Source organism: Hephaestia caeni (assembly GCF_003550065.1).
Lineage (GTDB): Bacteria > Pseudomonadota > Alphaproteobacteria > Sphingomonadales > Sphingomonadaceae > Sphingomonas > Sphingomonas caeni_A.
Window position 1 is genome coordinate 1,588,548 of the sequence record NZ_QXDC01000002.1, and the last position, 22,393, is coordinate 1,610,940.

Genomic DNA, 22,393 nt, shown 5'->3' on the forward strand with positions numbered 1-22,393 from the left:
ACAGCCCTTCGACAAGCTCAGGGCGAACGGTTCGACGTAAAGTCATCAGGCCCTAATCCAGCGGCGGCGGGAATTTCCGCGTTACGCCTTCGAGCCTGGGATATTGCTCCCATTGCTCGGGATAACGGCCGACGCGCGGGTCTCCCGTCTCGACGAGGTATCTGATCAGCTTCAGATCCATCTCGTCGGCGATGCGCGCATATTCAGGCTGATCGGCGACATTGTGCTGCTGATCGGGATCGTTGCGCAGATCGTATAGTTCGCGCGGCGGCCGCGGCGCGACCGCGAGGTCGAAAAGGCGCCGGACGGTAGCGTCGTCGCGATGCTCGAACATATCCTTCTGGATGCCCGATCGATCGATGTCGAAATAGGCCATATGATCCTGCCCGGGGCTGTTATCGTCCGACAGCGCACGCGGCGCGCCCGCCGGACCGCGCTCGGGATGAAAGTTGCGGATGTACAGGAAGTCCCGCGTCCGAAGCGACCGCGCCGGGTAGCCGAGATTGTGCCAGCGCGACGACGAATGACGCTCGCGGCCGGCCGCAACGAAATCGCGCGCCTTGAACGCCCTGGCGCCATCGCCCCCCAGCAACGGCAGCAAGTCCACGCCCGCCATCCGATAGGGCGGCGCCACCCCCGCGGCCGCGTAGATCGTCGGTGCCAGATCGACGAGGCTGACGAGCTGATCCAGCCGGCGGCCGCTGTCGACATGCCCCGGCCAGGCAATCGCGAGCGGCACCCGGAGCCCCGAATCGTAAAGATTGGCCTTGGCCCGCGGGAACGGCATCCCATTGTCCGAGGTGACGATGACGATCGTATTGTCGAGTTCTCCCCGCCGCTCGAGTTCGTCGAGCATCCGCCCGAGATGGCGGTCGAACCATTCGATCTCGAACGCATAATCGGCAAGGGTCGAATGCGCCGCGGGGGTATCGGCAAGAAACGGCGGCACCGTCGTGCGCCCGGCGCGCCACGTGTCGACCGATCCCGCGCCCGGCGTGAAGGGCAGATGCGGCTCATGCGCGCCGTACCAGAAGAAGAACGGGGCATCGCCCTGCCGCGCGTCGAGAAACGCGTTGAAATTGGCGGCATAGTCGACCGGCGAGATCGCCTTGCTCGGGGGGGTGAGGCGGATGCGATCATAGACTGGGCCGGCGGGATTGTTCTGTCGCTCGTCCTGCCATCGCCCCGGCCCCCATCCCTTGCCGGTATACCCCACATGATAGCGTTCTTGCGCGAGCCTTTCGGGGATCGTCGTGAAGATCGCGGGGAAATTGCTGGCATGCGTGCCTGCCGCGCCGGTGGACCAGCTATTGAGGCCCGTCAGCAGCGCCGCCCGGCTGGGGCTGCATCCGGGCGACGAGGCAAAGGCGTGGCTGAACAGCGCGCCCCGGGCGGCAACGCGATCGAAGGCCGGTGTGCGGACAAACCGGCTGCCATAAGCGGAGGCGTAAGGATAGCTTTGGTCGTCCGAGATCGCGATCAGGATGTTCGGTCGCTTCGCCGGCGCCGCGACGGCGGCCGGCAGCGTGCCCGCCGTCAGCGTCAAGGCAACCGCCGCCCCGATCAGAAGCCGCCGTGATATCAGATCGCGTCGACGCCGGATGCGCGCGGTGCCATCCCCCTCAGAGCCATCGCCGTCGGTCGACGAGCTTGCACCGGTCAAGCAGCTATGTTGCGCCATTTCTCAAATCGCTCCCCTGCCCCAGCCCGCCCGACAAGCCACCATACGCCGGAAACGCAATCGATCGCGGAGTCGTTGTCAACCGCTTTTGATACTGGACACGGATATATTGGTCAGATAGGTTTCGTCAACGCTTCATGACCAGTTAGAGATGTCCAGGCTGGTCTTTATCGGAAGCGCGTTTTTGACGAGGTAAAGGGGCGCATGGCCGACGCAGACCATAAGAAACTGGCAACCGAAGCCGCCGGCACGACAAAGGAGCGCCGCATCACCGACGCGCGTGTCGTGGTGACATCGCCGGGCCGGAACTTCGTCACCGTGATCATCGAAACCGAAGGCGGGGTAACGGGGATTGGCGACGCGACCCTGAACGGCCGCGAACTGGCTGTCGCCTCCTATCTGGTCGAGCATGTCATTCCGGCGCTCATCGGGCGCGACGCGGCGCAGATCGAGGACATCTGGCAATATCTGTACCGGGGCGCCTATTGGCGTCGCGGCCCGGTCACGATGTCGGCGATCGCGGCGATCGACGTCGCGCTGTGGGACATCAAGGCCAAGATGGCGGGGATGCCGCTTTACCAGTTGCTCGGCGGGCGCAGCCGCGAAGGCGTCCTGGTCTACGGCCACGCCAACGGCGGCGACATCGAGGAAACGGTCGATGCGGTCGGCAGATATATCGACATGGGCTATAAGGCGATCCGCGCGCAAAGCGGCGTTCCGGGCATCAAGGACGCCTACGGCGTCGGACGCGGGACGATGTATTACGAGCCGGCCGACAATTCCCTGCCGAGCGTCACCGGCTGGGATACCCGCAAGGCGCTAAACTACGTCCCCAGGCTGTTCGACAAGCTGCGCCTGACCTACGGCTTCGATCACCATCTGCTCCACGACGGTCATCACCGCTACACGCCGCAGGAAGCAGCCAATCTTGGCAAGATGCTCGAACCCTATCAGCTTTTCTGGCTCGAAGACGCGACGCCTGCCGAAAATCAGGAGGTCTTCCGCCTGATCCGCCAGCATACGGTAACCCCGCTGGCGGTCGGCGAGGTTTTCAACACGATCTGGGATTGCAAGGATCTGATCGAGGAACAACTGATCGATTATATCCGCGCCACGCTGGTCCACGCGGGCGGCATCACCCATCTGCGCCGGATCGCCGATCTGGCAAGCCTGTATCAGATACGCACCGGCTGCCACGGCGCGACCGACCTGTCGCCCGCATCGATGGGCGCGGCGCTGCATTTCGACACCTGGGTGCCCAATTTCGGGATCCAGGAATATATGCGCCACAGCGACGCGACCGACGAGGTTTTCCCGCACGATTATCATTTCGCCGACGGCTATCTCCATTGCGGGGAAACGCCGGGGCATGGCGTCACGATCGACGAGGCGCTGGCGAAGAAATACCCTTATGATCCGAAGCAATTGCCGGTCGCGCGTCTCGCCGACGGCACGATGTGGAACTGGTGATGGCGCACATTTCCCGCCGCCAGGCGCTGCTTCAGGGCGGCGCGGCCTTCGCCTTGAGCGCGTGCGCATCGCAAACGTCCGGCCTTTCGGCGGGCAGGCCGTCGACGGGCAGCGACCCGTGGGCGCGCGTCGATGGGCTGGTCGCCTCGATCGGCACCACCCGTTTCCCCGAAGCGGACTTTCCCGCGGCGGATCACGGGCTCGCGGCCGGGCGCGACGCTCGCCCGGCGATCCTCGCGGCGATCGCCGCATGTCATGAGGCGGGCGGCGGCCGCGTGCTGGTTCCGGCCGGGACATGGCGGATCGACGGGCCGATCAACCTCAGGTCGAACGTCAACCTTCATCTCGCGGAAGGCGCGATCCTGCGCTTCTCCCCCGATCCCGAACGCTATCTTCCCCAGGTCTTCACCCGGTGGGAAGGGACCGAACTCTACAATCTCTCGCCGCTTTTCTACACCGCCGATGCGGAGAATGTCGCGATCACCGGCAAGGGCACGATCGACGGCCAGGGCGAGAAACACTGGCTGCCGTGGCGCGACGATCAGGTCGAGGCGCAGAACCGGCTCCGCAAGATGGGCAACGAGTTGGTCCCGGTGAAGGACAGGGTCTTCGGGATCAAGGATCGGCTGAGACCGCACTTCGTGCAGTTCATCAACTGCAAACGGGTGCTCGTCGAAGGGATCACGCTCGTCGACGCGCCTTTCTGGGTTCTGCATCCGCTCTATTGTGAAGATGTCACGGTACGCGGCATCACGGTGATCAGCCGGCACGTCAACAGCGACGGGATCGATCCCGAAAGCAGCAACCGCATCCTCATCGAAGGATGCCGCTTCGACGTCGACGACGATGGCGTGGCACTCAAGGCCGGGCGCGACAACGACGCCTGGCGCGTCGCGCGCCCGTGCACCAACGTCGTCATCCGCAACTGCACCTATGTCGGCCGTCAGGGTGGCGCGGTGTCGATCGGATCGGAAATGTCGGGCGGCGTCAGCAGCGTGTTCGCCGAAAACCTGCACATTCCGCACGCCCGGCATGGCCTTTATTTCAAGGCCAATCTCGATCGCGGCGGCGAAATTCGCGACATCCATATCCGCGGCGTGCGCGCGGGGGAGATCGACGCGATGATCACCTTCACCAACGCCTATAAGGGCTATCGTGGCGGCGACCATCCACCGCGTTTCGAAACGATTTCGATCGAGGACGTCCGATGCGAGAGCAGCCGGATCGGCATCTTCATCAAGGGCGACCCACGTGCGCCGGTACGACACATCCTTCTTCGCGACATCGCGATCGGCCGCGCGGAAATCGCACTCGCTGCAACCGATTACGAGGATGTGATCATCGACAATGTAACCGTTGCCGGCGCGCCGGTGACGCTGGCGAACGCTCGCGACACGACCATCGGCGGGATCAAGGATTGACTCGTCCCCTGGGCTGCTTTCGCATCATGGCGGCCCGCTTCCGGCCGGTATCGCGCGGCGTCGCCATGATTGCCGCCGCCGCGTTAGTCGCCCTCGCCGCCGGCTGCGACCGACCCCCGCAACCGAAACCCGATGCGATCGCATCGAGCTGCACCCAGGGCATCATCGGGCAGCGGATCGATATCCCGGCAGGAATCACCGAATTGGGCGCGGGCGCGATCTACCCCGAGGAAGCACCCGCCAAAAAGGCCCATGTCCAAGCTTTCTCGATTGACGCGACCGAAGTGACCAACCGCCAGTTCCGCTCGTTCGTCGAGGCCACGGGCTATCGCACGCGGGCCGAACGTGGGCTGGTGGAGGAGGAATTCGCCGATTTGCCGGACGCGCTTCGCGTTCCCGGCTCGTCGGTCTTCATCGCGCCCAAGGCCGGCGAACGATCGGATATCACCAGATGGTGGCAATTCGTGCCCGGCGCGAACTGGCGCCACCCCGAAGGCCCGCGGAGCGACATCTCGGGCAAGGATGATTTTCCTGTGGTGCATATCGGGTGGGAAGATGCGAAAGCCTATGCCGATTGGGCGGGCCGGCGCCTGCCCACCGAGGACGAATGGGAATATGCGGCGCGCGGCGGACGCGACGGCGCGACCTACGAATGGGGCGAGGAAAAGCCCGAGGCCGGCACCCCCCGCGCGAACACCTGGCAGGGCGTCTTTCCCTATGTGAACGAGGCCAAGGACGGGTTCAAAGGGCTCGCCCCCGTTGCCTGCTATGCGGCCAATGGCTTCGGGCTCTATGATATGACCGGCAACGTGTGGGAATGGACCGAGTCCGCCTACACCCAGCCTCGCGACGCAGCGCCCGTCGCCGACGGCCCCGAGAGTCCGTCACCGGTCGTAACCTTCAAGGTTGCCAAGGGCGGCTCGTTCCTCTGCGCCGAAAATTACTGTGCCCGCTACCGACCGGCGGCGCGGCATCCGCAGGATGCGGTGCTGGGGACATCACACATGGGATTCCGTACGGTCGGCGCACCGCTGCGGCCGACAGGCGACGCAAGCGACGGCTGATCGATCGAAGGGAGCGATAGGCACGATGCGTAAGATGTATAAATCGATGAAGGTATTGGCGATGGCCGCAACGATGATCGGGGGAGCGTCGCTCGCCCAGAACGCCCCCAAATCCTATGGGCCGCCGGTGACGCTCGCCCGGGCGCACGCGATCGTCGATGCCGCCCACCGCGAAGCGAAGGCGCGCAACATGGCGATGGCATTTGCCGTCGTCCTCCCCTCGGGTGATCCGATTCTGCTCGAAGTCATGGACGGAACCCAGGCGGCCTCGATCACCATCGCGCCGGCAAAGGCCCGCTCGGCCGCCCGCTTTCGGCGGCCAACCAAAGTTTTTGCGGACGCGGTCGCCGCCGGGAACATGGGAATGCTCACGCTCGACGAGATCGTCGCGATCGAAGGCGGGGTGCCGATCGTCGACGATGGCCGGGTGATCGGCGCGCTGGGGGTGAGCGGCGGCACCGCGGCCGAGGACGGCGAGATCGCCGCCGCCGCCCTCCGCGCTGTCGCCAACGACTAGCAGTGCCCGCCCAGCGGCGCGTGGGCACCGTCGCGGCTTTCCTCGCTACGGCAGAAAATCCGGCCGCTGGGCGGTCACATAGGCTTCCCAGGCTTCGCGCGTCGCAAAGTCGCCACCGCGATCCCAGGCGCCGCCGCTGTAATAGACGAAGGGTTTGCCCGGCGTTACGCGCACGAGCACGAGATAATTGTCGGCATCCTCGGCAAAACCGGCGAACGCTGTGGGGTCGACCATGATCGCACCCGCCATGCGTCCCTTGTCGCCATCGGCCGGCCCCCACCAACTGATCCGTGCCGCCGCGGCGTCCTTTCGCACCTCGCCCAGCTTCCTCGTTCCCATCGGGCGCTTGGAAATACCGATGCCGACGATCAGCTCGGCATCGCTGCTCGACGTGATCGTCGAGGTCATCCGCGTGAAATTGGTTCCCGCCGGCAAGGTGAAGCGGCGCGTTTCGCGCACCGTGCGCGTCGTATCCACCGGCCAGGGATCGTAATCGACCGTGAAGTCGGCAATATCGGGGCCTGCGCTCAGGATGTGCGGGCGCACATAGTTGCGCGACGTCCACAATTTGTTGTCATGCCAGATACCAAGGCCGCCAATGCCGCGCCCTGTCCCCACCTGATAGAAATCGAGCCCCTCGCCATAATCGCTATGCTGGTCGCCCATGCGGAGTTGGCGGTCCATATAGGGCCAGCGGACGCGCTTGCCCCAGATGTCGATCCCCGACGACGACGGCGGCTCGGCCGCTTCCAGCGCGCGGCCATAGATGCGGAACGCGGCCCGGTCGTTTTCCCAGAGCAGATCGTCGAACCGATAGTCGGCGAGGACCACCGCCGCCTTTGCTCGCTGCTCCGCGGCGGTCGCGGGGCGCAGCGTCGGCGTGGGCGCCTCCTGGGCCATCGCTGCCGCTGCCGACAGACCGGCGGCGATCGCGGCTGCACCCGTCGCCAACGTCAGGAAAACGTGCCTGATACCGTTCTTTTTGCCCAATCTCGAAGCGACCTTCATCATTCCATCCCCTTTCTCGTTGCTTCGCCCTTCTTGCGTGCGTCCGATAATGCCCACGTCTTCAAAGCCCGCCATCGGCAGTATCCGCCAGGCCCAGGGCGTCGCGGATCGTGAAGAACAGATCGGTTTGATCGGTCAGCCCCAGGACGTTCGCGGCCCGCGGCCCGTAAGCCGCGATCCGCAACTGCGTGCCGGTGTGGCCCATTTTCACTTCGGACGTGCCGTAGCTCACCGTCATCAGGCCGCCTTCGAGCGTGTTGAGCGTTGCCGTCAAACCCGGCGCACGGGCACTGTTTCCGATGATCTGGCTCGCATGCGCATGGTCGGCGGTGACGATCACAAGCGTGCGGCCATCGGCCTTTGCGAAATCCAGCGCGACCTGGACCGCCTCGTCGAGATCGACCGTCTCACCGATCTGGCCGCACGGATTGGCGGCATGGTTCTGCTTGTCGATCGACGCCCCTTCGACTTGCAGGAAGAAACCTTTCGGATTGCTGCGGAGCAAGGCGATCGCCTTTTGGGTCATCGCCGCGAGGGTGGGTGCCGCGGCGTCGCGGCCCGGATTGTCGACGCAGGTGATTGCCGGCTGATCGAGATTGCCATGATAGCTGGCGCGAGGCCCAAGCCACCGGACGGCCATATTCTGCGGCGCAAACAGGCCCAGCAGCGGCCGATCGGCATCGGCCCGATCGACGGCCACCAGTTCGTCCGCGGTTTCGACGACGCGGTAACCGCGCGCCCGCGCCTGGTCCAGCAGGTTCATCCCCTTCCACTTGCCGGCGCGGGCACGCTCACGAAACCCCTCCATGCCGCCGCCCAGGCTGACATCCGGGCGCGTGTCGAGAAGCTGCTCCGAGATCGAGCCGAGGCCGCCGTTTTCGAGCGCGGCTTCGGGGCATCGCTCGGCGGTCGCCGCGGGCGCATCGCACGCGCGTGCGGAAACATGGGCGACCTGCGCCCCCGGTGTCGCCCCCTGCAAGGCGTCGGTCGACACGTTTCCGGTCGCGAGGCCCGCCTTTCGCGCGAGCTGAAGCAGCGAACTGTGCGGCCGCCCCGCGATATCCACGCCGAGCGCACGATTATAGGTTTTCACGCCGGTCGCCCACGCCGTCGCGGACGCCGCGGAATCGGTCACATAATTCGGCTTCCCGGTTTCCCGGTCCAGCGAATAATGCGTGTAATGGCCGCTGAAGGGGAGCGCATCCAGGCCCCTGAAATAGCCGCCGGCGCCTTCCGCATAGTTGCGCGCCAGGGTGATTTCCGAATCACCCATCCCGTCGCCGATCAACAGGATCACGTTACGCGCCGGGCCGGCAACGAGCAGGTCGCGATAGGCGTCGGTGCGATCGCCGGAGACCCGGCGCGCGCCGCCCGGTGCCGCGAGATCCCCGTTGGCTGCGCGCTCGAGCAAATCCGGCGCCGGCCTTTCGCGCGTCTGTGCGACGGCAACCGTGGCGAAAAAAAGCGGCGCCGCAACGGCGGCCAGTGCCCACAATCCACCTCTCGACATTCCCGCTCCCGTTACCGCAATTGGTAAGGCCAGTCATACTCTGAACCTTATCAATAAGCCACCCAAAATGGCGGATCACCCCGCGCCTCTGCCGCAAAATTACCAATTCCGTGACTTTCCGCGCTAATTTTCCCGAGACTTTCTAACCGCAGGCATATATGACCGGTTGAATCATATGGCTTGGCCACCTTGGCAAAAGGATGCCAGATCAACTACCGAACAGGGGAGTCGCTATGTCATCGAGAAAAGGCATGTCGTGCGCGTCGATCAGCGCGAGATCGATCATTGCGGCCGGCGCCGCCGTCTGCCTCTCGGCGCTGGCCGGCCCGCCCGCGGCGGTCATCGCGAGCCCGGCAGCGGCGGATCAATCCCTTGCCCCCTGGCAGGACGTGACGCCGCGTGCCGATCTTGCAGGTTGGCACCGCGCCGGGGGTGACGCGATCTTCGACGTCCAAAATGGTGAGGTGATCGGGCGCGCCGTGCCGGGGACGCCCAACAGTTGGCTCGTCTCCGACACCCAATATGGCGATTTCATCCTCGAATATGACGCCAAGACCGATCCCGTATTGAACTCGGGCATGATGATCCGCGGGCAGAGCCGCCCCGATTACCGGAACGGCGTGGTGCATGGCTACCAGGCCGAGATCGATCCTACGGTGCGCCGTTGGAGTGCCGGACTTTACGACGAGCAGCGCCGCCAATGGCTGTACACGCTCACCCGCAACGTCGCCGCGCAAGAGGCATTCCGTTCCGACGACTGGAACCACTACCGCGTCGAGGCGATCGGCAACCGCCTGCGGACCTGGATCAACGGTGTCCCCGCCGCCGACATCGCCGACGATACCGACGCGCGCGGCTTCATCGCGCTTCAGGTGCATTCGATCTCCGATGACCTGGCGGCCCGCAAGCCCGAGGTCCGTTTCCGCAATATCCGGATCATCACCGAAACACCCAAGCGTTTCGCGTTGCCGGAAAATAGCGTGGCGCAGCACGGATGGCTCTCGAACCGGCTATCGGACGTCGAGCGTCGCGCGGGATGGAAACTGTTGTGGGACGGCAAAACCCGCACCGGCTGGCGCGGCGTCAAGACAGCCGGCTTCCCCGATAGCAGTTGGGCCATTCGAGACGGCACCCTCACCGCCACGGGCGCGAAGCACGACGACATCGTCACCAGCGGCGCCTATCGGAATTTCGAACTTTCGGTCGATTTCCGCTTGTCTCCCGGGGCGAACAGCGGGATCAAATATCTGCTCGACCCCCAGCGCTTGCAGGCCGGTGAGGGATATGGCCTCGAATATCAGTTGCTCGACGATCAACTGCATCCCGACGCGAAAAAGGGCCGCGACGGCAATCGCACGCTGGCGTCGCTTTACGATCTCATCCCTGCGAGCAACCTCGCCGATCCTCGGCGTCCGGGGAAGCGCATCAACCCTCCCGGTGAATGGAACCGCGCGGTGATCATCGTGCAGGGCAAGCACGTCGAGCATTGGCTCAACGGTTTCAAGATGGTGGAATATGAGCGCGGTTCGCCCGAATTCCGCGCGCTGGTCGCGCAGAGCAAATATGCCGGAACGCCGGGCTTCGGTGAAGGCGATCAGGCGCCGATCCTGCTCCAGGATCACGGGGGCGTTGTGGATTTCCGGTCGATCAAGCTGCGCGAATTTTGAAAGGGAATGGGACCATGCTGAACCGCCGTACGATGATGGGAGGCGCCGGCGCGGCGCTGGCCGTGGCGATGAGCGCGCGCAGCTATGCACGGATCAAGGGAGCCAATGATCGCCTGCGCGTCGCGGTCGTCGGCGTCAATGGCCGCGGGCAGCCGCACATGAGCGCCTTTTCGGCGCTGCCGAATGTCGAGGTCACCCACCTCGTCGACGTCGATTCCAAGGTGCTGGCGACGCGCGCCGCCGAATTCGCGGCCAAGGGGAATCGTCCGCCACAAACCGAGCGCGACTATCGCCGCCTGCTCGATCGCAAGGCCGTCGACATCGTCACCGTCGCGACGCCCGATCACGCGCACGCCAGGATCGCCATCGACGCAATGGACACCGGCCATGATGTCTATCTCGAAAAGCCCATCGGCATGGCGCCCGCTGAAGGCGAGGCGCTGCTCGCCGCGCAACAGCGCACCGGCCGCATCCTCCAGGTCGGCAATCAGCAGCGGTCGAGCGCCGAAACGCAGGCGCTCGCCGCGCTGGTCAAGGCGGGTGAACTCGGCGACATCTATGAAGCGCAAACCTGGTACGCGAACAATCGCGGTTCGATCGGCCACGGAAAGGAGATGCCGCCGCCGGCTCATCTCGACTGGAACCTGTGGCAAGGGCCGCGGCCGCGCGCGCACTATCGCTCCAACCTGGTCCATTACAACTGGCACTGGTACTGGCAATACGGCACCGGGGAGACCTGCAACAACGCGATGCACGAACTCGATGTCGCGCGCTGGATGATGGGGCTCGCCTTTCCGTCGCACGTCTCGGCACGCGGGGCGCGCCATTTTTACCGCGATGACGATTGGGAGATGTACGACACGCTGGCGCTGGAGCTGGCCTATGCGGACGGCCGGGTGATCCGCTGGGACGGCCATAGCTGCAACGGGGTCCGGCGCTTTGGCCGCGGCCGCGGCGTGCTGCTGCTCGGCACCAAGGGCTCGGCGGTGGTCGATCGCAATGGCTTCGAATTGTTCGATCTCGCCGGCCAATCGACCCGCATCGTCAAATCGGCCGCGACGTCCGCGACCACCAACACGGTGGGAGAAGGTGCCCTCGATGGCCTCCACGCCGGCAATTTCGTCGATGTGATCCGTGGCCGCGCCGCCGCGCTCGCGTCCCCGATTCGCGAAGGCCATATCAGCACGACGCTCTGCCATCTCGGCAACATCGCCTATCGCACAGGGTCGCCGCTGACGATCGATGCGGCGACGGGCAAGCCATCGAGCCCGGAGGCGATGAAGCTCTGGTCGGTCGATTATGAACCCGGCTGGGAAGTGAAGGCCTGACCCGACAAGGGAGACTCTGATCGTGACACATACCGACCGCCGTGCGATTCTCGGCCTGTCCGCCGGGCTCGCGATGGGCTTTGCCGCTGATGCTTTCGCGCAATCGACGGCGCGCGGCGACGCGCCGACCGAGGGCGCCGCCGCCCGCCCCGCGCCGGAGGCGAAATATCGTGTCCCCTTCGCCGTGATCGGCCTCGATCACAATCACATCTACAGCATCACCGATGCGGTCATCCGCGGCGGCGGCGTGCTCACCGCCTTCCACGCGACCGATCCGGGGCAGATCGCGATGTTCCGCAAACGCTATCCCGGTGTCCCGCTGGCGCGTTCCGAAGACGAGATAATCGACAACCGGAAGATCAAGCTCGTGTGCAGCGCGGCGGTTCCCAGCCTGCGCGCGCCGCTCGGCATCCGCGTGATGCGCGCCGGCAAGGACTATCTCAGCGACAAGGCGGCGGTCACCACGCTCGAGCAACTCGCCGAGGTTCGCCGGGTGATCAAGGAGACCGGCCGCAAATACGGGATCATGTATTCCGAACGCCTGGAGGTGCCCGCCGCGGTGATGGCCGGGCAGCTCGTCCACGACGGCGCGATCGGCCGCGTGATCCAGACGGTGAACCTCGCACCCCACCGCCTCGCCGCGCCCTCCCGGCCCGACTGGTTCTGGGATCCCGCGCGCAACGGCGGTATCCTGACCGATATCGGCAGCCATCAGGCCGACCAGTTTCTCTACCTGACCGGCAGCACGCGCGCGCATGTCGTCGCCTCGCAACGCGGCAATTTCGCGCATCCCGAACATGCCGGATTCGACGATTTCGGGGATATGCTGCTTACCGGCGACGGCGGCACCGGCTATGTCCGCGTCGACTGGTTCACCCCCGACGGCTTGCCCACCTGGGGCGACGGCCGCCTCTTCATTCTGGGCAGCGAGGGCTATATCGAGCTTCGCAAATATGTCGACATCGCCGGGCGGCCGCAGGGAAACCACCTCTTCATCGCCGATCGCAAGGGCGTGCGCTATCTCGACTGCTCGAAAGTGCCGCTGCCGTTCGGGCCGCAATTCGTCACCGACATCGTCGAGGGAACGTCGGTGGCGCAAGATCAGGAGGGCGCGCTGCTCGCCGCCGAACTCGTCCTCAACGCCCAGGCCCGCGCGACCCGCGTAACGTCCCCCGCCCAAGGCTGAGCGCAGACATTACCCTTCGTTTCACGCTCCATCCGGAGTGAACCGCCCCGGATTTGCCGGAGGCGGCTCACTCCTGCTCGTTCAGGAACATTTGGATTTGATATAGGCCGCTCCACCGCGAACCAATCCAGGGTTGGGTAGACGCTGTGCATGGGCTGACGACCGCCCCCGTACAGGAGAGACCTCATGCGACCGGTCGCCGTCCCCGCCATCCTTGCCGCCACGCTCAGCGCCGGCGGCGCGACTGCTGCCCCCATGCCGGCCCACCCGCACCCGACACCTGTGACGACTGTCGAGACAGGCGTCGCTCAAGACTGTCTCGACCTGTTCGACCGGCTGGCGCTGGGTCGCCATATTCGATGAACATTGGGTCACGACAGTAGAACGCGAGTTCAAGCCCTCACCGCCGGTGATCTACGCGCTTGGCTGGGGCGGCAGGATTCGAACCTGCGAATGGCGGCACCAAAAGCCGCTGCCTTACCACTTGGCGACGCCCCAACGGAGCGGGTGGCTTTAGTCGGATGGCGCCCCGCTGAAAAGGGGGCGCCGCCGCCTTTTTACCCGCGCCTCAATCCAGCCGCTCGAGCCAGCCGTGCCGATCTTCGGCCACGCCCGTCTGGATGCCGACCAGCGTCTGGCGCAGGCGCTGCGTCGTCTGGCCGGGGCCGCCGCCGCCGATCGTGAAGTCGCCCTGGCGTGACAGCATTCTGCCGATCGGCGTGACCACCGCCGCGGTGCCGCACGCAAACGCCTCACGCAGCCGCCCGCTTTCGGCGTCGGCGCGGCATTGGTCGATCGCATAGGGCTCCTCGCGCACCTCGAACCCCAGGTCGCGCGCGATCCGCAAGATCGAGTCACGCGTGATGCCAGGCAGGATCGTGCCCGTCAGCGGCGGCGTCGCCAGCATGCCGTCGTCGAACACGAAGAAGATGTTCATGCCCCCCAGTTCCTCGATCCAGCGGCGCTCGGCCGCATCGAGGAACAGCACCTGATCGCACCCCTGCCGAATCGCCTCGGCCTGCGCGACGAGGCTTGAGGCGTAATTGCCGCCGCATTTTGCCGCCCCGGTGCCGCCCGGCGCGGCGCGGGTGTAATTCTCCGAGATCCACAGCGACACCGCGGGCGCGCCGCCCTTGAAATAGGCGCCGACCGACGAGGCGATCACCGCGAAGATATATTCCGCCGAGGGCTTCACGCCGAGGAACACCTCGCTCGCGATCATGAACGGCCGCAGATAGAGCGCGCCGCCGTCGAGCGTGGGAATCCACTCGCGCTCGGTCTGCACCAGCCGGCGGATCGATTCGAGAAACAACGCCTCGGGCAATTCCGCCATCGCCATCCGCCGTGCCGAATCGCGAAAGCGCGCGGCGTTGCGTTCGGGCCGGAACAACGCGGTACCGCCATCGGCAAGGCGATACGCCTTGAGCCCTTCGAAAATCTCCTGCGCGTAATGGAGCACCGCGGTCGCCGTATCGATCGTCAGCGGTTCGCGCGGGCCGATCCGCGCGTCGTGCCAGCCTGCCGCGCTGCTATAACGGATCGTGACCATGTGGTCGGTGAAAACGCGGCCGAAGCCCGGATCGACGAGAAGCCGTGCGCGCTCATCGGCGTCGACGGGCGACGGATGCGGATCGAAAGTAAAGGCCGGCAACGCCATCGGCGCGCTCGGTGAGTCGTGTGGCATCATCCTCGTCCGGGCATGTTTTTGGGTTGAAGCCTTCTACGGATGGCGGCAAAACCGGTCAACATGGCTGCCCCAACCCAGTCCGCCTCGCCGCTCTTCCTGCGCGAGCCCGAAATCCGCCGCGGCATCGAGCTGCTCTATTTCGGCTACAGCCACATGACGCGCTCGATCGATCGCGGGCTGGCGAATCAGGGGCTCGGCCGCGCCCACCACCGCGCGCTCTATTTCATCGCGCGCCAGCCCGATCTGACGGTGAGCCATCTGCTCGCCTTGCTGGCGATCACCAAGCAATCGCTCGGGCGCGTGCTCAACGAGCTGACCGAACGCGGGCTGATCGAATCGCGCCCCGGCGAGCGCGATCGCCGCCAGCGGCTGTTGCGGCTGACAGAGACGGGCGCGGCGCTCGAATCGGAGCTGTTCGAGGCGATCCGCGCCAAGCTGTCGGCAGCCTATGCAAGCGCCGGGCAGAGCGCGGTCGGCGGCTTCTGGGCGGTCCTCGAAGGCTTGATCCCGGAAAGCGAGAAAGCACGCGTGCAGGCGTTGCGGGAGTAGCTCTCCCCAGAACGGCGACTATCCCCTTCGGATACGTATTTTCATTCACCACCCCGGCGAAGGCCGGAGTCCAGCATCGGGCGGCGCGCAACTGGGCCCCGGCCTTCGCCGGGGTGGGAAGTAAGGGGTATTTCGGCGCTTACGTATCCGAAGGGGATAAACGCCCAACATTTGTTCGTTTCGCTGTCCCACAACCCCGCACCTGTGCCATGCTGCGCATCGCTCTTGATACGGTTGATCTTGCACGCGCCGGCGATGTCGCCGGCCGAATGGCCGCGCCCGTGATGACGCGGCATCGGGGAGAGGCAAAGCAGCGGGGACGTAGTGTAACCTTTGTAACCTTCCACGGGGTTGCGCGTCCGTTTCGGAGGCTGTCAGCGCGCCGCCGCGGCAAGTTCCCCATTGCGCTTCTCCGATGCCGCCAGCGTGGCCTTCATCAGCGCCTTCAGCGCATCGTCGCGGTCGAGCACATTCATCCCCTCGCGCGTCGAGCCGCCGGGGCTGGCGACGCGGTCGGCGAGCGTCGCGGGGCTGTCGTCGGATCGCGCCGCCAGCTCGGCCGCGCCGTTGACGGTCGCGGTCGCGAGGCGAAGCGCCTGGTCCCGCGGCAGGCCCAGTGCCGCACCCGCCTCGGCAAGCGCATCGATGAAGCGATAGACGAAGCCTGGTCCGCAACCCGACAATGCCGTCACCGCGTCGAACTGATCTTCGCGCGCGATCCACTCGACCAGGCCGAGCGACGCCATCAGCGCCGTCGTTTGACGGCCCGGCGTGCTTTCGGGATCGACACCGTGGAGTGCGACCACGCCCTTGCCCAGCCCGACCGGCAGATTGGGCATCACGCGCACGATCGCCCCCGCTTCGTATCGCTTCGCCAACGCCGCCACCTCGACGCCCGCCAGGATCGACAGCAGCAGCGGCACGCCCTTGATGCGCGGCGCGATCGTCGCCGCGACCTCGTCGAGCTTCTGCGGCTTGACGCCCAGCATCAGCGCGTCGGGCAGACCATCGGCGGGTGGCGCCGTCAGGTGGCGAACGCCTGCGGGCACGCCGCGCGGGCTCGGCTTGATCACGGTGACGCCGGCCGGATCGACCGCGCCGCTCGCCACCCATTGGCGCAGCATCGCGCCTGCCATGTTGCCGCACCCGATCAACCAGATGCTCGCAGGAACCTCGGTGATCAGGCTTCTCCCTGGGTCTCGATCAGCGCCGCCGCGATCGCCTCACGCGGGGTCTTGCCGCCCCACAGCACGAACTGGAACACCGGATAGAAGCGCTCACACTCGTCGATCGCCGATTCGATCAGCAGCTCGGCGGCGGCCAGTGACAGCGTGCCCTCCTCGGCGCCGTCGACCAGCGCGGCGTGGCGATAGAGCAGGATCCCGCTCGACGACCACAATTCGAAATGGCCGATCCAGAGCTGCTCGTTGACGAGACCGATCGCCTCGTACAGCGCCGCGCGGCGATCGTCGGGCACGCGGATGTCGGGAAAGGCGAGGAACTGGAGGACGCTGTCCTCCTCGCGCCAGAGCGCGCGCAGCTCGTACTGCGTCCAGCTCCCCTTGACCTCGACGATGATCTCTTCGTCCTGGCGCTCGTACGACCAGCCGTGCGCCGCGACATAGCTTTCGAGCATGTCGATCGGCGCGGCCACGTCGTCGCGTTCGAAATCGCTCTCGTCCAGCATCAATCGGCCTCCTTCGGCCAAGCGTGCCAAGCGGCGGCGCGGGCTTCAACCCGGCAAAGCGCGTCGGATCGAATATTCCTGTGGAAAGTGATGGGGCTCAAACCTTCTTGCGCGGCGTGCGGGGGGCGGCCTTCTTGGGCGCGGCGTCGCCGGCTTCGAGCGCGTCGAGCCGCGCCTTGAGCGCATCGGCCTCGTCGCGCGCGGCGGCGGCCATCGCCTTCACCGCCTCGAATTCCTCGCGACTGACGAAATCGAGCCCGCCGATCCATTCCTTGGCACGCGCGCGCATTCCGGCCTCGGCCTCGCGCCCCATGCCTGCGAAGGTGCCCGCGGCGCCGTTCACGAACTTGGCGAAATCATCGAATATCTTGTTGTCGGCCTGCATGATGTTTCCTTACTCGTCGCCGCACAGCAGCCATCAAAGCTCGATCTGGGTGGTCGACGACGGCGACACAAGGGTCTCGGCATTGGGGTTGAGCCGGTGGATACCGAACGTGAGCATCCCGGCGAAACAAATCCAGGCGAGATAGGGCACCATCAGCCACGCCGCAGTGCGCCGGATGCGCCCGAACATCAGCGTCGCCGCGATCGCCAACACGATCATCGCCGCGATGATCGCCAGCGCGAGCACCACCCGGTGCGCCCCGAAGAAAACCGGCGTCCAGGCGAGGCTGAGCACGAACTGGGCGACGAACAGCGCGATCGCCAATCCCCGCCCCCGCGCGCGCCGCGCATGCAGGATGATCGCCAGCGCAACGCCTTCGAGCAGGTAGAGGATCGTCCACGCGACCGGAAACATCCAATCAGGCGGGGTCATCGACGGCTTGGCAAGCGCGGCATACCATCCGTTTTCCGAACCGCTCGGCACCAGCCTTCCTGAGAGGAAGCCGAGGAACAGCACCAGCGGCACCGTCACCACCGCCCAGCGCAGGAACGACAGGCGCAATTGGGCTCGGGACGCGATCTCGGTCATGCACGTTCTTTCGGTTCGTCGGGGCCCAGCCCCGTTTCGGCGCCGTGCGCTTACACCGAAACCGTGCGGCGCGAAAACCCACCCCTTCAGCGGGATGCCGCGAGCAGGAACTCGATATTGCCTTCCGGTCCCGTAATGGGACTTCGCGTCACCCCCTCGATGCGCCACCCCTGCCCGGCAAACCACGCGGCCACCTCATCGCAGACGCGCGTATGGATCGCGGGATCGCGCACCACCCCGCCCTTGCCGACCTCGCCGCGCCCCGCTTCGAACTGCGGCTTGACCAGCACCATCGCCCGCGCGCGGTCGCGCGCAAAGCCGAGCGGCACCTCCAGCACCTTGGCGAGCCCGATAAAGCTCGCATCGCACACGATCAGGTCGACGGGTTCGGGAATATGGGCCGGCGTCAGGATGCGCGCGCTGGTCTGTTCGTGGACGATGACGCGGTCGTCCTGCCGCAGCTTCCACGCGAGCTGGTTGGTGCCGCTGTCGACCGCATAGACGCGCGCCGCACCGCGACTGAGCAGCACGTCGGTGAACCCCCCGGTCGACGACCCGACATCGATCGCAACCGCGCCCGTGACATCCCAACCGAAATGGTCGAGCCCGTGCGCGAGCTTGATTCCCCCGCGCGACACCCACGGATGATCGCGCCCGCGCACCTCGATCGCCGCATCGGCCGCGACCTGCTGCCCCGCCTTCTCGATCTTGCGCTCGCCGGCGAACACCAGCCCCGCCATCACCAACGCCTGCGCCCGCGTCCGCGATTCGGCGAGCCCGCGATCGACGAGCAGTTGATCGATGCGATTTTTGGCCAAAATCCGACAGCCCCTTCTTCGGGAAACGACAGCACGCCTCCCTGTATATCGGCTGCGCGGAATGCACCAACAGCTTGCACCCGCGATGGGGCGCACCGCGTCGCGGTGCCCGCTTGACGATTGCATATATTTCCTATCTAATTAGTAGGAATTAATATCTGGCCTCGCGAGGGCGCAGCGGCGACGATTCCATGTGGGGGCGACGATTCGCAGCAAGGGAGCCACTCATGGCCAATTTCTCCCCGATCGACGAACGATACCCGGTTGTGCTCACGGTGCCGGGCCTCGGCGGATCAGGCCCGTCGCATTGGCAAACGCTTTGGGAAGACGCGCGGCTGGATACGCACCGCGCCGAACTCGGCATGTGGGATCGGCCGCATCGCAACGTCTGGGTCACAAAGCTCGATCAGGCGATCCGCGCCGCGGGCGCGCCGGTCGTGCTGGCGGCGCACAGCCTGGGATGCCTCGCCGTCGCCTGGTGGGCGAGGCTCGCCGGCCAATCGCAAGGCTGGCCGGTCACCGGCGCCTTGCTGGTTGCGCCGGCCGACGTCGATCGCACCGATGCCCACTCGCCTCTGCGCGCCTTCCGCCCCTCGCCGCTCGAACCGTTGCCGTTCGCCTCCATCATGGTCGCGAGCGAGGACGATCCGTGGGTCTCGCTCAACCACGCGCGCACCCTCGCCGATGGATGGGGCAGCCACCTGGTCGAGATCGGTATGCACGGGCACATCAACGCGGACAGCGGGCTCGGCTGGTGGGCCGAGGGGCAGGCACTGCTCGAACGCGTGATCGACGCGGCCCCGCGCCGTCCGGCACGCGCGAGCGGATTTGCGAATGCGAAGCCGCCGCCTCCGGCCCGTTCCCGCGCCTCCCGACGGTGCCCGCCAGCCTGATACCCGCGCGAATCGTTCAGGCGCGCGCGCCGACCGCCGTCACGTTATGCCGCAGCGCCGCCAGCACCGTCGCGACGATGTGATCGGCGTCCAGCCCCGCGTCCGCATATTGCTTCTCGGGCTTGTCCTGATCCTGGAAGCGATCGGGGAGCCGCATCGTGCGCAGCTTGAGCCCCGCGTCGATCAGCCCTTCGTCGCTGGCATAGGTGAGGACATGCGCGCCGAGCCCCCCCACCGCGGCCTCCTCGATCGTCACCGCCACCTCGTGCGTGGTCAGCAACTTGCGGATCAGCGCCTGATCGAGCGGCTTGGCGAAGCGCAGGTCGGCAACGGTCGTCGACAACCCCTTGGCGTCGAGCACGTCGGCCGCCTTGATCGCCTCGGCGAGCCGCGTACCGAGCGACAGGATCGCCACCTTCTTGCCCTCGCGCACGATCCGCCCCTTGCCGATCGCGAGCAATTGCGGCGTCTCGGGCAGCGTCACGCCCACCCCGCTGCCGCGCGGATAGCGCACCGCGATCGGCCCGCTGTCATGCTCGGCGGCGGTATAGGTCATGTGGACAAGTTCGGCCTCGTCGGCGGCCGCCATCACCACGAAATTGGGGAGCGTCGCCAGATAGGTGACGTCGAAGCTGCCCGCGTGCGTCGCACCATCGGCGCCGACCAGCCCGGCGCGGTCGATCGCGAACCGCACCGGCAGATTCTGGATCGCGACGTCGTGGACGACCTGATCATAGGCGCGCTGGAGGAAGGTCGAATAGATCGCGCAGAACGGCCGCATCCCCTGCGCGGCCAGCCCCGCGGCGAAGGTCACCGCGTGCTGCTCGGCGATCCCGACGTCAAACGCGCGATCGGGGTGCGCCTTCGCGAACTTGTCGACGCCGGTGCCTGAGGGCATCGCCGCGGTGATCGCGCAGATCCGCGCATCGGTCTCCGCAAGCTTCGCCAGCGTCTCGCCAAAGACGTTCTGGTAAGAAGGCGGCCCTGGCGGCGCCTTGGCCTGCGCGCCGGTGATGACGTCGAAGCGCTGGACGCCGTGATATTTGTCCGCCGCATTCTCGGCCGGGGCATAGCCCTTGCCCTTCTTGGTCACGACATGGACGAGGATTGGCCCTTCCTCGGTGTCGCGCACATTCTCCAGCACCGGGATCAGGTGGTCGAGATTGTGGCCGTCGATCGGGCCGACATAATAAAAGCCCAGTTCCTCGAACAGCGTGCCGCCGGTCACCATCCCGCGCGTATATTCCTCGGCCTTGCCGAGCGACTGGTACACGCGGCGCGACACTTTCTTGGCGACGCGGCTCGCGAGGCTGCGCAGCCCCAGATATTCGGACGACGAGATCAGCCGCGCGAGATAGGCCGACAAGCCCCCCACCGGCGGCGCGATCGACATGTCGTTGTCGTTGAGAATGACGATCAGCCGGTTGCCCGCCTGCTCGGCATTGTTCATCGCCTCATAGGCCATGCCCGCCGACATCGCGCCGTCGCCGATAACGGCGATCGCCTTGCCCGGCCGGTCGGCGAGCTTGTTCGCCACCGCGAAGCCCAGCGCCGCCGAGATCGAGGTCGACGAATGCGCCGCGCCGAACGGGTCGTACTCGCTCTCGCTGCGCTTGGTGAAGCCAGACAGCCCCCCGCCCTGCCTCAGCGTGCGGATGCGGTCGCGCCGCCCGGTCAGGATCTTGTGCGGATAGCATTGGTGGCCGACGTCCCAGACCAGCCGGTCGCGCGGGGTATCGAAGACGTAATGGATCGCCACCGTCAGCTCGACCACGCCCAGCCCCGAGCCGAGATGTCCGCCCGTCGCGCCAACGGCAGAGATCGTCTCGGCGCGCAGTTCGTCGGCGAGCTGCCGGAGCTGGCCGGGCTTCAACCCACGCAAATCCGCGGGCGTCGATACCGTATCGAGCAACGGCGTTTCGGGAAGATCGGTCATTATGAGGCGTCTAGGGTCCGTACTCGATTAGAACAAGGATCGACCGCGAAGCGGCGGGCCGATTTCCAATCGAGTGCGGACCCTAGACCAGTCGGCACATGGTGTCGATTGCGACGAGATCGGTGCACCGCTTCTTGACCGCCGCTGCATCGCGACGGAAAGCGGCTTCATGATCGCCCTCCGCCTCGCCGACGAAACCGACATCGCCGCGATCGATGCCCTGATGGCGCGCTCGATCGCGATCCTCCAGCGCGCCTTCCTGTCCCCGGCCGAGATCGCGGCCAGCCGCGCGGTCATGGGGCTGGACAAGACGCTGATCGCCGATCGCACCTATTGGCTCGCCTCGATCGACGGAACGCTCGCCGGCTGTGGCGGCTGGAGCCGGCGCGCCACGCTCTACGGCGGCGATCACTCGACGGGGCTGCGCGATGCCCGCCTGCTTGATCCGGCACGCGAGCCCGCCCGGATCCGCGCGATGTTCACCGATCCCGCTTTCCCCCGCCGCGGCGTCGGGCGAGCGATCCTCGCACGGTGCGAGGCCGAAGCGCGCGCCGCCGGGTTCGGCCGCGCCGAATTGATGGCGACGCTCGCCGGCGAACCGCTCTACCGCGTCTGCGGCTATGCGGCGATCGAACGCACCACCGCCGCCCCGATCGACGGCATCGCCGTTCCCCTCGTCAGGATGGCGAAGGCGCTGGCTCCCCAGGCACGGGATTGATCGGGGCGCCCTTTCTCTCTGCGCCGGCGAGCTTCGACCCCAATATTCCCTATTTGTTCTTTACACTGTCCTACACCGCCGCCTTGTGCGATGGTGCGATCCGCTCTTTGAACCGGTTGATCCACGCGCATCGGCGGCGTCGTCGGCCAAACGGCTGTGCCCGTCATCGCACGCCCCGCGCAAAGGAGACGTCCGGGAGCGAGCAGCGATGAGCACGGCAAGCGTTTTGGCCTCACCTTCGCCTAACCTTCCGCGCGTCAGGGCTGAATGTCGATACAGC

At 66.1% G+C, this 22,393-nt stretch carries 21 protein-coding genes and 1 tRNA gene; 11 read left to right on the top strand and 11 right to left on the bottom strand.

What is annotated here, in order from left to right; genetic code table 11:
• Window positions 1–52: 52 nt before the first annotated feature.
• Window positions 53–1,546: a sulfatase family protein gene (locus tag DFR49_RS07380; protein ID WP_170150953.1), complete on the bottom strand. Its 1,494-nt coding sequence runs from the start codon at window positions 1,544–1,546 to the stop codon at window positions 53–55.
• 339 nt (window positions 1,547–1,885) lie between these two features.
• Between DFR49_RS07380 and manD the strand changes: the two genes are divergently transcribed.
• The 4 genes from manD to DFR49_RS07400 are packed head-to-tail and all read left to right on the top strand — an operon-like array spanning window position 1,886 to window position 6,153.
• Entirely contained in the window at window positions 1,886–3,151 is a 1,266-nt protein-coding gene (manD, locus tag DFR49_RS07385; RefSeq protein WP_119034975.1) for a D-mannonate dehydratase ManD, read from the top strand.
• Window positions 3,151–4,572 (top strand): glycoside hydrolase family 28 protein, encoded by a 1,422-nt coding sequence (locus DFR49_RS07390; RefSeq protein WP_147373666.1) that lies wholly within the window; start codon window positions 3,151–3,153, stop codon window positions 4,570–4,572. The genes manD and DFR49_RS07390 overlap by 1 nt, the downstream gene beginning before the upstream one ends.
• A complete protein-coding gene (locus DFR49_RS07395; protein WP_245968278.1) occupies window positions 4,569–5,636 on the top strand; it encodes a formylglycine-generating enzyme family protein in 1,068 nt (355 codons plus the stop codon). The genes DFR49_RS07390 and DFR49_RS07395 overlap by 4 nt, the downstream gene beginning before the upstream one ends.
• 25 nt (window positions 5,637–5,661) lie before the next feature.
• On the top strand, window positions 5,662–6,153 hold the full coding sequence (locus tag DFR49_RS07400; RefSeq protein ID WP_119034978.1) for a GlcG/HbpS family heme-binding protein: 492 nt from the start codon (window positions 5,662–5,664) through the stop codon (window positions 6,151–6,153).
• 45 nt (window positions 6,154–6,198) lie between these two features.
• Here the strand turns inward: DFR49_RS07400 and DFR49_RS07405 are convergent, their stop codons facing one another.
• Together DFR49_RS07405 and phoA are read right to left on the bottom strand one after the other, a co-directional pair.
• Window positions 6,199–7,164 carry a DUF4861 family protein gene (locus DFR49_RS07405; protein ID WP_245968279.1) on the bottom strand — a complete coding sequence of 322 codons (966 nt, stop codon included), beginning with the start codon at window positions 7,162–7,164 and terminating at the stop codon, window positions 6,199–6,201.
• A gap of 58 nt (window positions 7,165–7,222) precedes the next feature.
• On the bottom strand, window positions 7,223–8,671 hold the full coding sequence (gene phoA / locus DFR49_RS07410; protein ID WP_119034979.1) for an alkaline phosphatase: 1,449 nt from the start codon (window positions 8,669–8,671) through the stop codon (window positions 7,223–7,225).
• Window positions 8,672–8,904: 233 nt separating this feature from the next.
• On the opposite strand from phoA, the gene DFR49_RS07415 reads away from it, so the two are divergent.
• The 4 genes from DFR49_RS07415 (at window position 8,905) to DFR49_RS21925 (ending at window position 13,215) form a co-directional block, all read left to right on the top strand.
• Complete coding sequence (locus tag DFR49_RS07415) at window positions 8,905–10,338, top strand: 3-keto-disaccharide hydrolase (RefSeq protein ID WP_245968280.1); 1,434 nt, start codon at window positions 8,905–8,907, stop codon at window positions 10,336–10,338.
• Between the two features lie 14 nt (window positions 10,339–10,352).
• The gene (locus tag DFR49_RS07420) at window positions 10,353–11,666 is read left to right on the top strand and encodes a Gfo/Idh/MocA family protein (protein ID WP_119034981.1); all 1,314 of its coding nucleotides are present in this window, start codon (window positions 10,353–10,355) and stop codon (window positions 11,664–11,666) included.
• A 22-nt stretch (window positions 11,667–11,688) separates the two neighbouring features.
• The gene (locus DFR49_RS07425; protein ID WP_119034982.1) at window positions 11,689–12,852 is read left to right on the top strand and encodes a Gfo/Idh/MocA family protein; all 1,164 of its coding nucleotides are present in this window, start codon (window positions 11,689–11,691) and stop codon (window positions 12,850–12,852) included.
• 186 nt (window positions 12,853–13,038) lie between these two features.
• Window positions 13,039–13,215, top strand: a complete 177-nt coding sequence (locus DFR49_RS21925; protein WP_170150954.1) for a hypothetical protein — start codon at window positions 13,039–13,041, stop codon at window positions 13,213–13,215.
• Between the two features lie 60 nt (window positions 13,216–13,275).
• Here the strand turns inward: DFR49_RS21925 and DFR49_RS07430 are convergent.
• A tRNA-Gln gene (locus tag DFR49_RS07430) sits at window positions 13,276–13,350 on the bottom strand.
• 70 nt (window positions 13,351–13,420) lie between these two features.
• The gene (locus DFR49_RS07435; protein WP_119034983.1) at window positions 13,421–14,509 is read right to left on the bottom strand and encodes a branched-chain amino acid aminotransferase; all 1,089 of its coding nucleotides are present in this window, start codon (window positions 14,507–14,509) and stop codon (window positions 13,421–13,423) included.
• Window positions 14,510–14,599: 90 nt separating this feature from the next.
• Here DFR49_RS07435 and DFR49_RS07440 point away from each other — a divergent pair, with 90 nt between their 5' ends.
• Window positions 14,600–15,088, top strand: coding sequence for a MarR family transcriptional regulator (locus tag DFR49_RS07440; RefSeq protein WP_119035343.1), 489 nt, complete (start codon window positions 14,600–14,602; stop codon window positions 15,086–15,088).
• 374 nt (window positions 15,089–15,462) lie between these two features.
• Here DFR49_RS07440 and proC read toward each other — a convergent pair whose 3' ends face one another.
• From proC to DFR49_RS07465, 5 genes are all read right to left on the bottom strand, one after another.
• Window positions 15,463–16,269, bottom strand: coding sequence for a pyrroline-5-carboxylate reductase (proC, locus tag DFR49_RS07445; protein WP_281271757.1), 807 nt, complete (start codon window positions 16,267–16,269; stop codon window positions 15,463–15,465).
• Window positions 16,269–16,778 (bottom strand): type III secretion system chaperone family protein, encoded by a 510-nt coding sequence (locus tag DFR49_RS07450; protein ID WP_425454920.1) that lies wholly within the window; start codon window positions 16,776–16,778, stop codon window positions 16,269–16,271. Before DFR49_RS07450 ends, proC begins: the two co-directional genes overlap by 1 nt.
• 94 nt (window positions 16,779–16,872) lie before the next feature.
• Window positions 16,873–17,160, bottom strand: coding sequence for an accessory factor UbiK family protein (locus DFR49_RS07455; protein WP_119034985.1), 288 nt, complete (start codon window positions 17,158–17,160; stop codon window positions 16,873–16,875).
• Window positions 17,161–17,193: 33 nt separating this feature from the next.
• Window positions 17,194–17,748, bottom strand: coding sequence for a TspO/MBR family protein (locus tag DFR49_RS07460; protein ID WP_119034986.1), 555 nt, complete (start codon window positions 17,746–17,748; stop codon window positions 17,194–17,196).
• Window positions 17,749–17,834: 86 nt separating this feature from the next.
• Window positions 17,835–18,566 (bottom strand): TlyA family RNA methyltransferase, encoded by a 732-nt coding sequence (locus tag DFR49_RS07465; RefSeq protein ID WP_211325817.1) that lies wholly within the window; start codon window positions 18,564–18,566, stop codon window positions 17,835–17,837.
• 227 nt (window positions 18,567–18,793) lie between these two features.
• Between DFR49_RS07465 and DFR49_RS07470 the strand changes: the two genes are divergently transcribed.
• Complete coding sequence (locus DFR49_RS07470; protein WP_119034987.1) at window positions 18,794–19,459, top strand: RBBP9/YdeN family alpha/beta hydrolase; 666 nt, start codon at window positions 18,794–18,796, stop codon at window positions 19,457–19,459.
• A 16-nt stretch (window positions 19,460–19,475) separates the two neighbouring features.
• Here the strand turns inward: DFR49_RS07470 and dxs are convergent, their stop codons facing one another.
• Window positions 19,476–21,395: a 1-deoxy-D-xylulose-5-phosphate synthase gene (dxs, locus tag DFR49_RS07475; RefSeq protein WP_119034988.1), complete on the bottom strand. Its 1,920-nt coding sequence runs from the start codon at window positions 21,393–21,395 to the stop codon at window positions 19,476–19,478.
• 169 nt (window positions 21,396–21,564) lie between these two features.
• Here dxs and DFR49_RS07480 point away from each other — a divergent pair, with 169 nt between their 5' ends.
• Window positions 21,565–22,113 carry a GNAT family N-acetyltransferase gene (locus DFR49_RS07480; protein WP_119035346.1) on the top strand — a complete coding sequence of 183 codons (549 nt, stop codon included), beginning with the start codon at window positions 21,565–21,567 and terminating at the stop codon, window positions 22,111–22,113.
• Window positions 22,114–22,393: the final 280 nt, after the last annotated feature.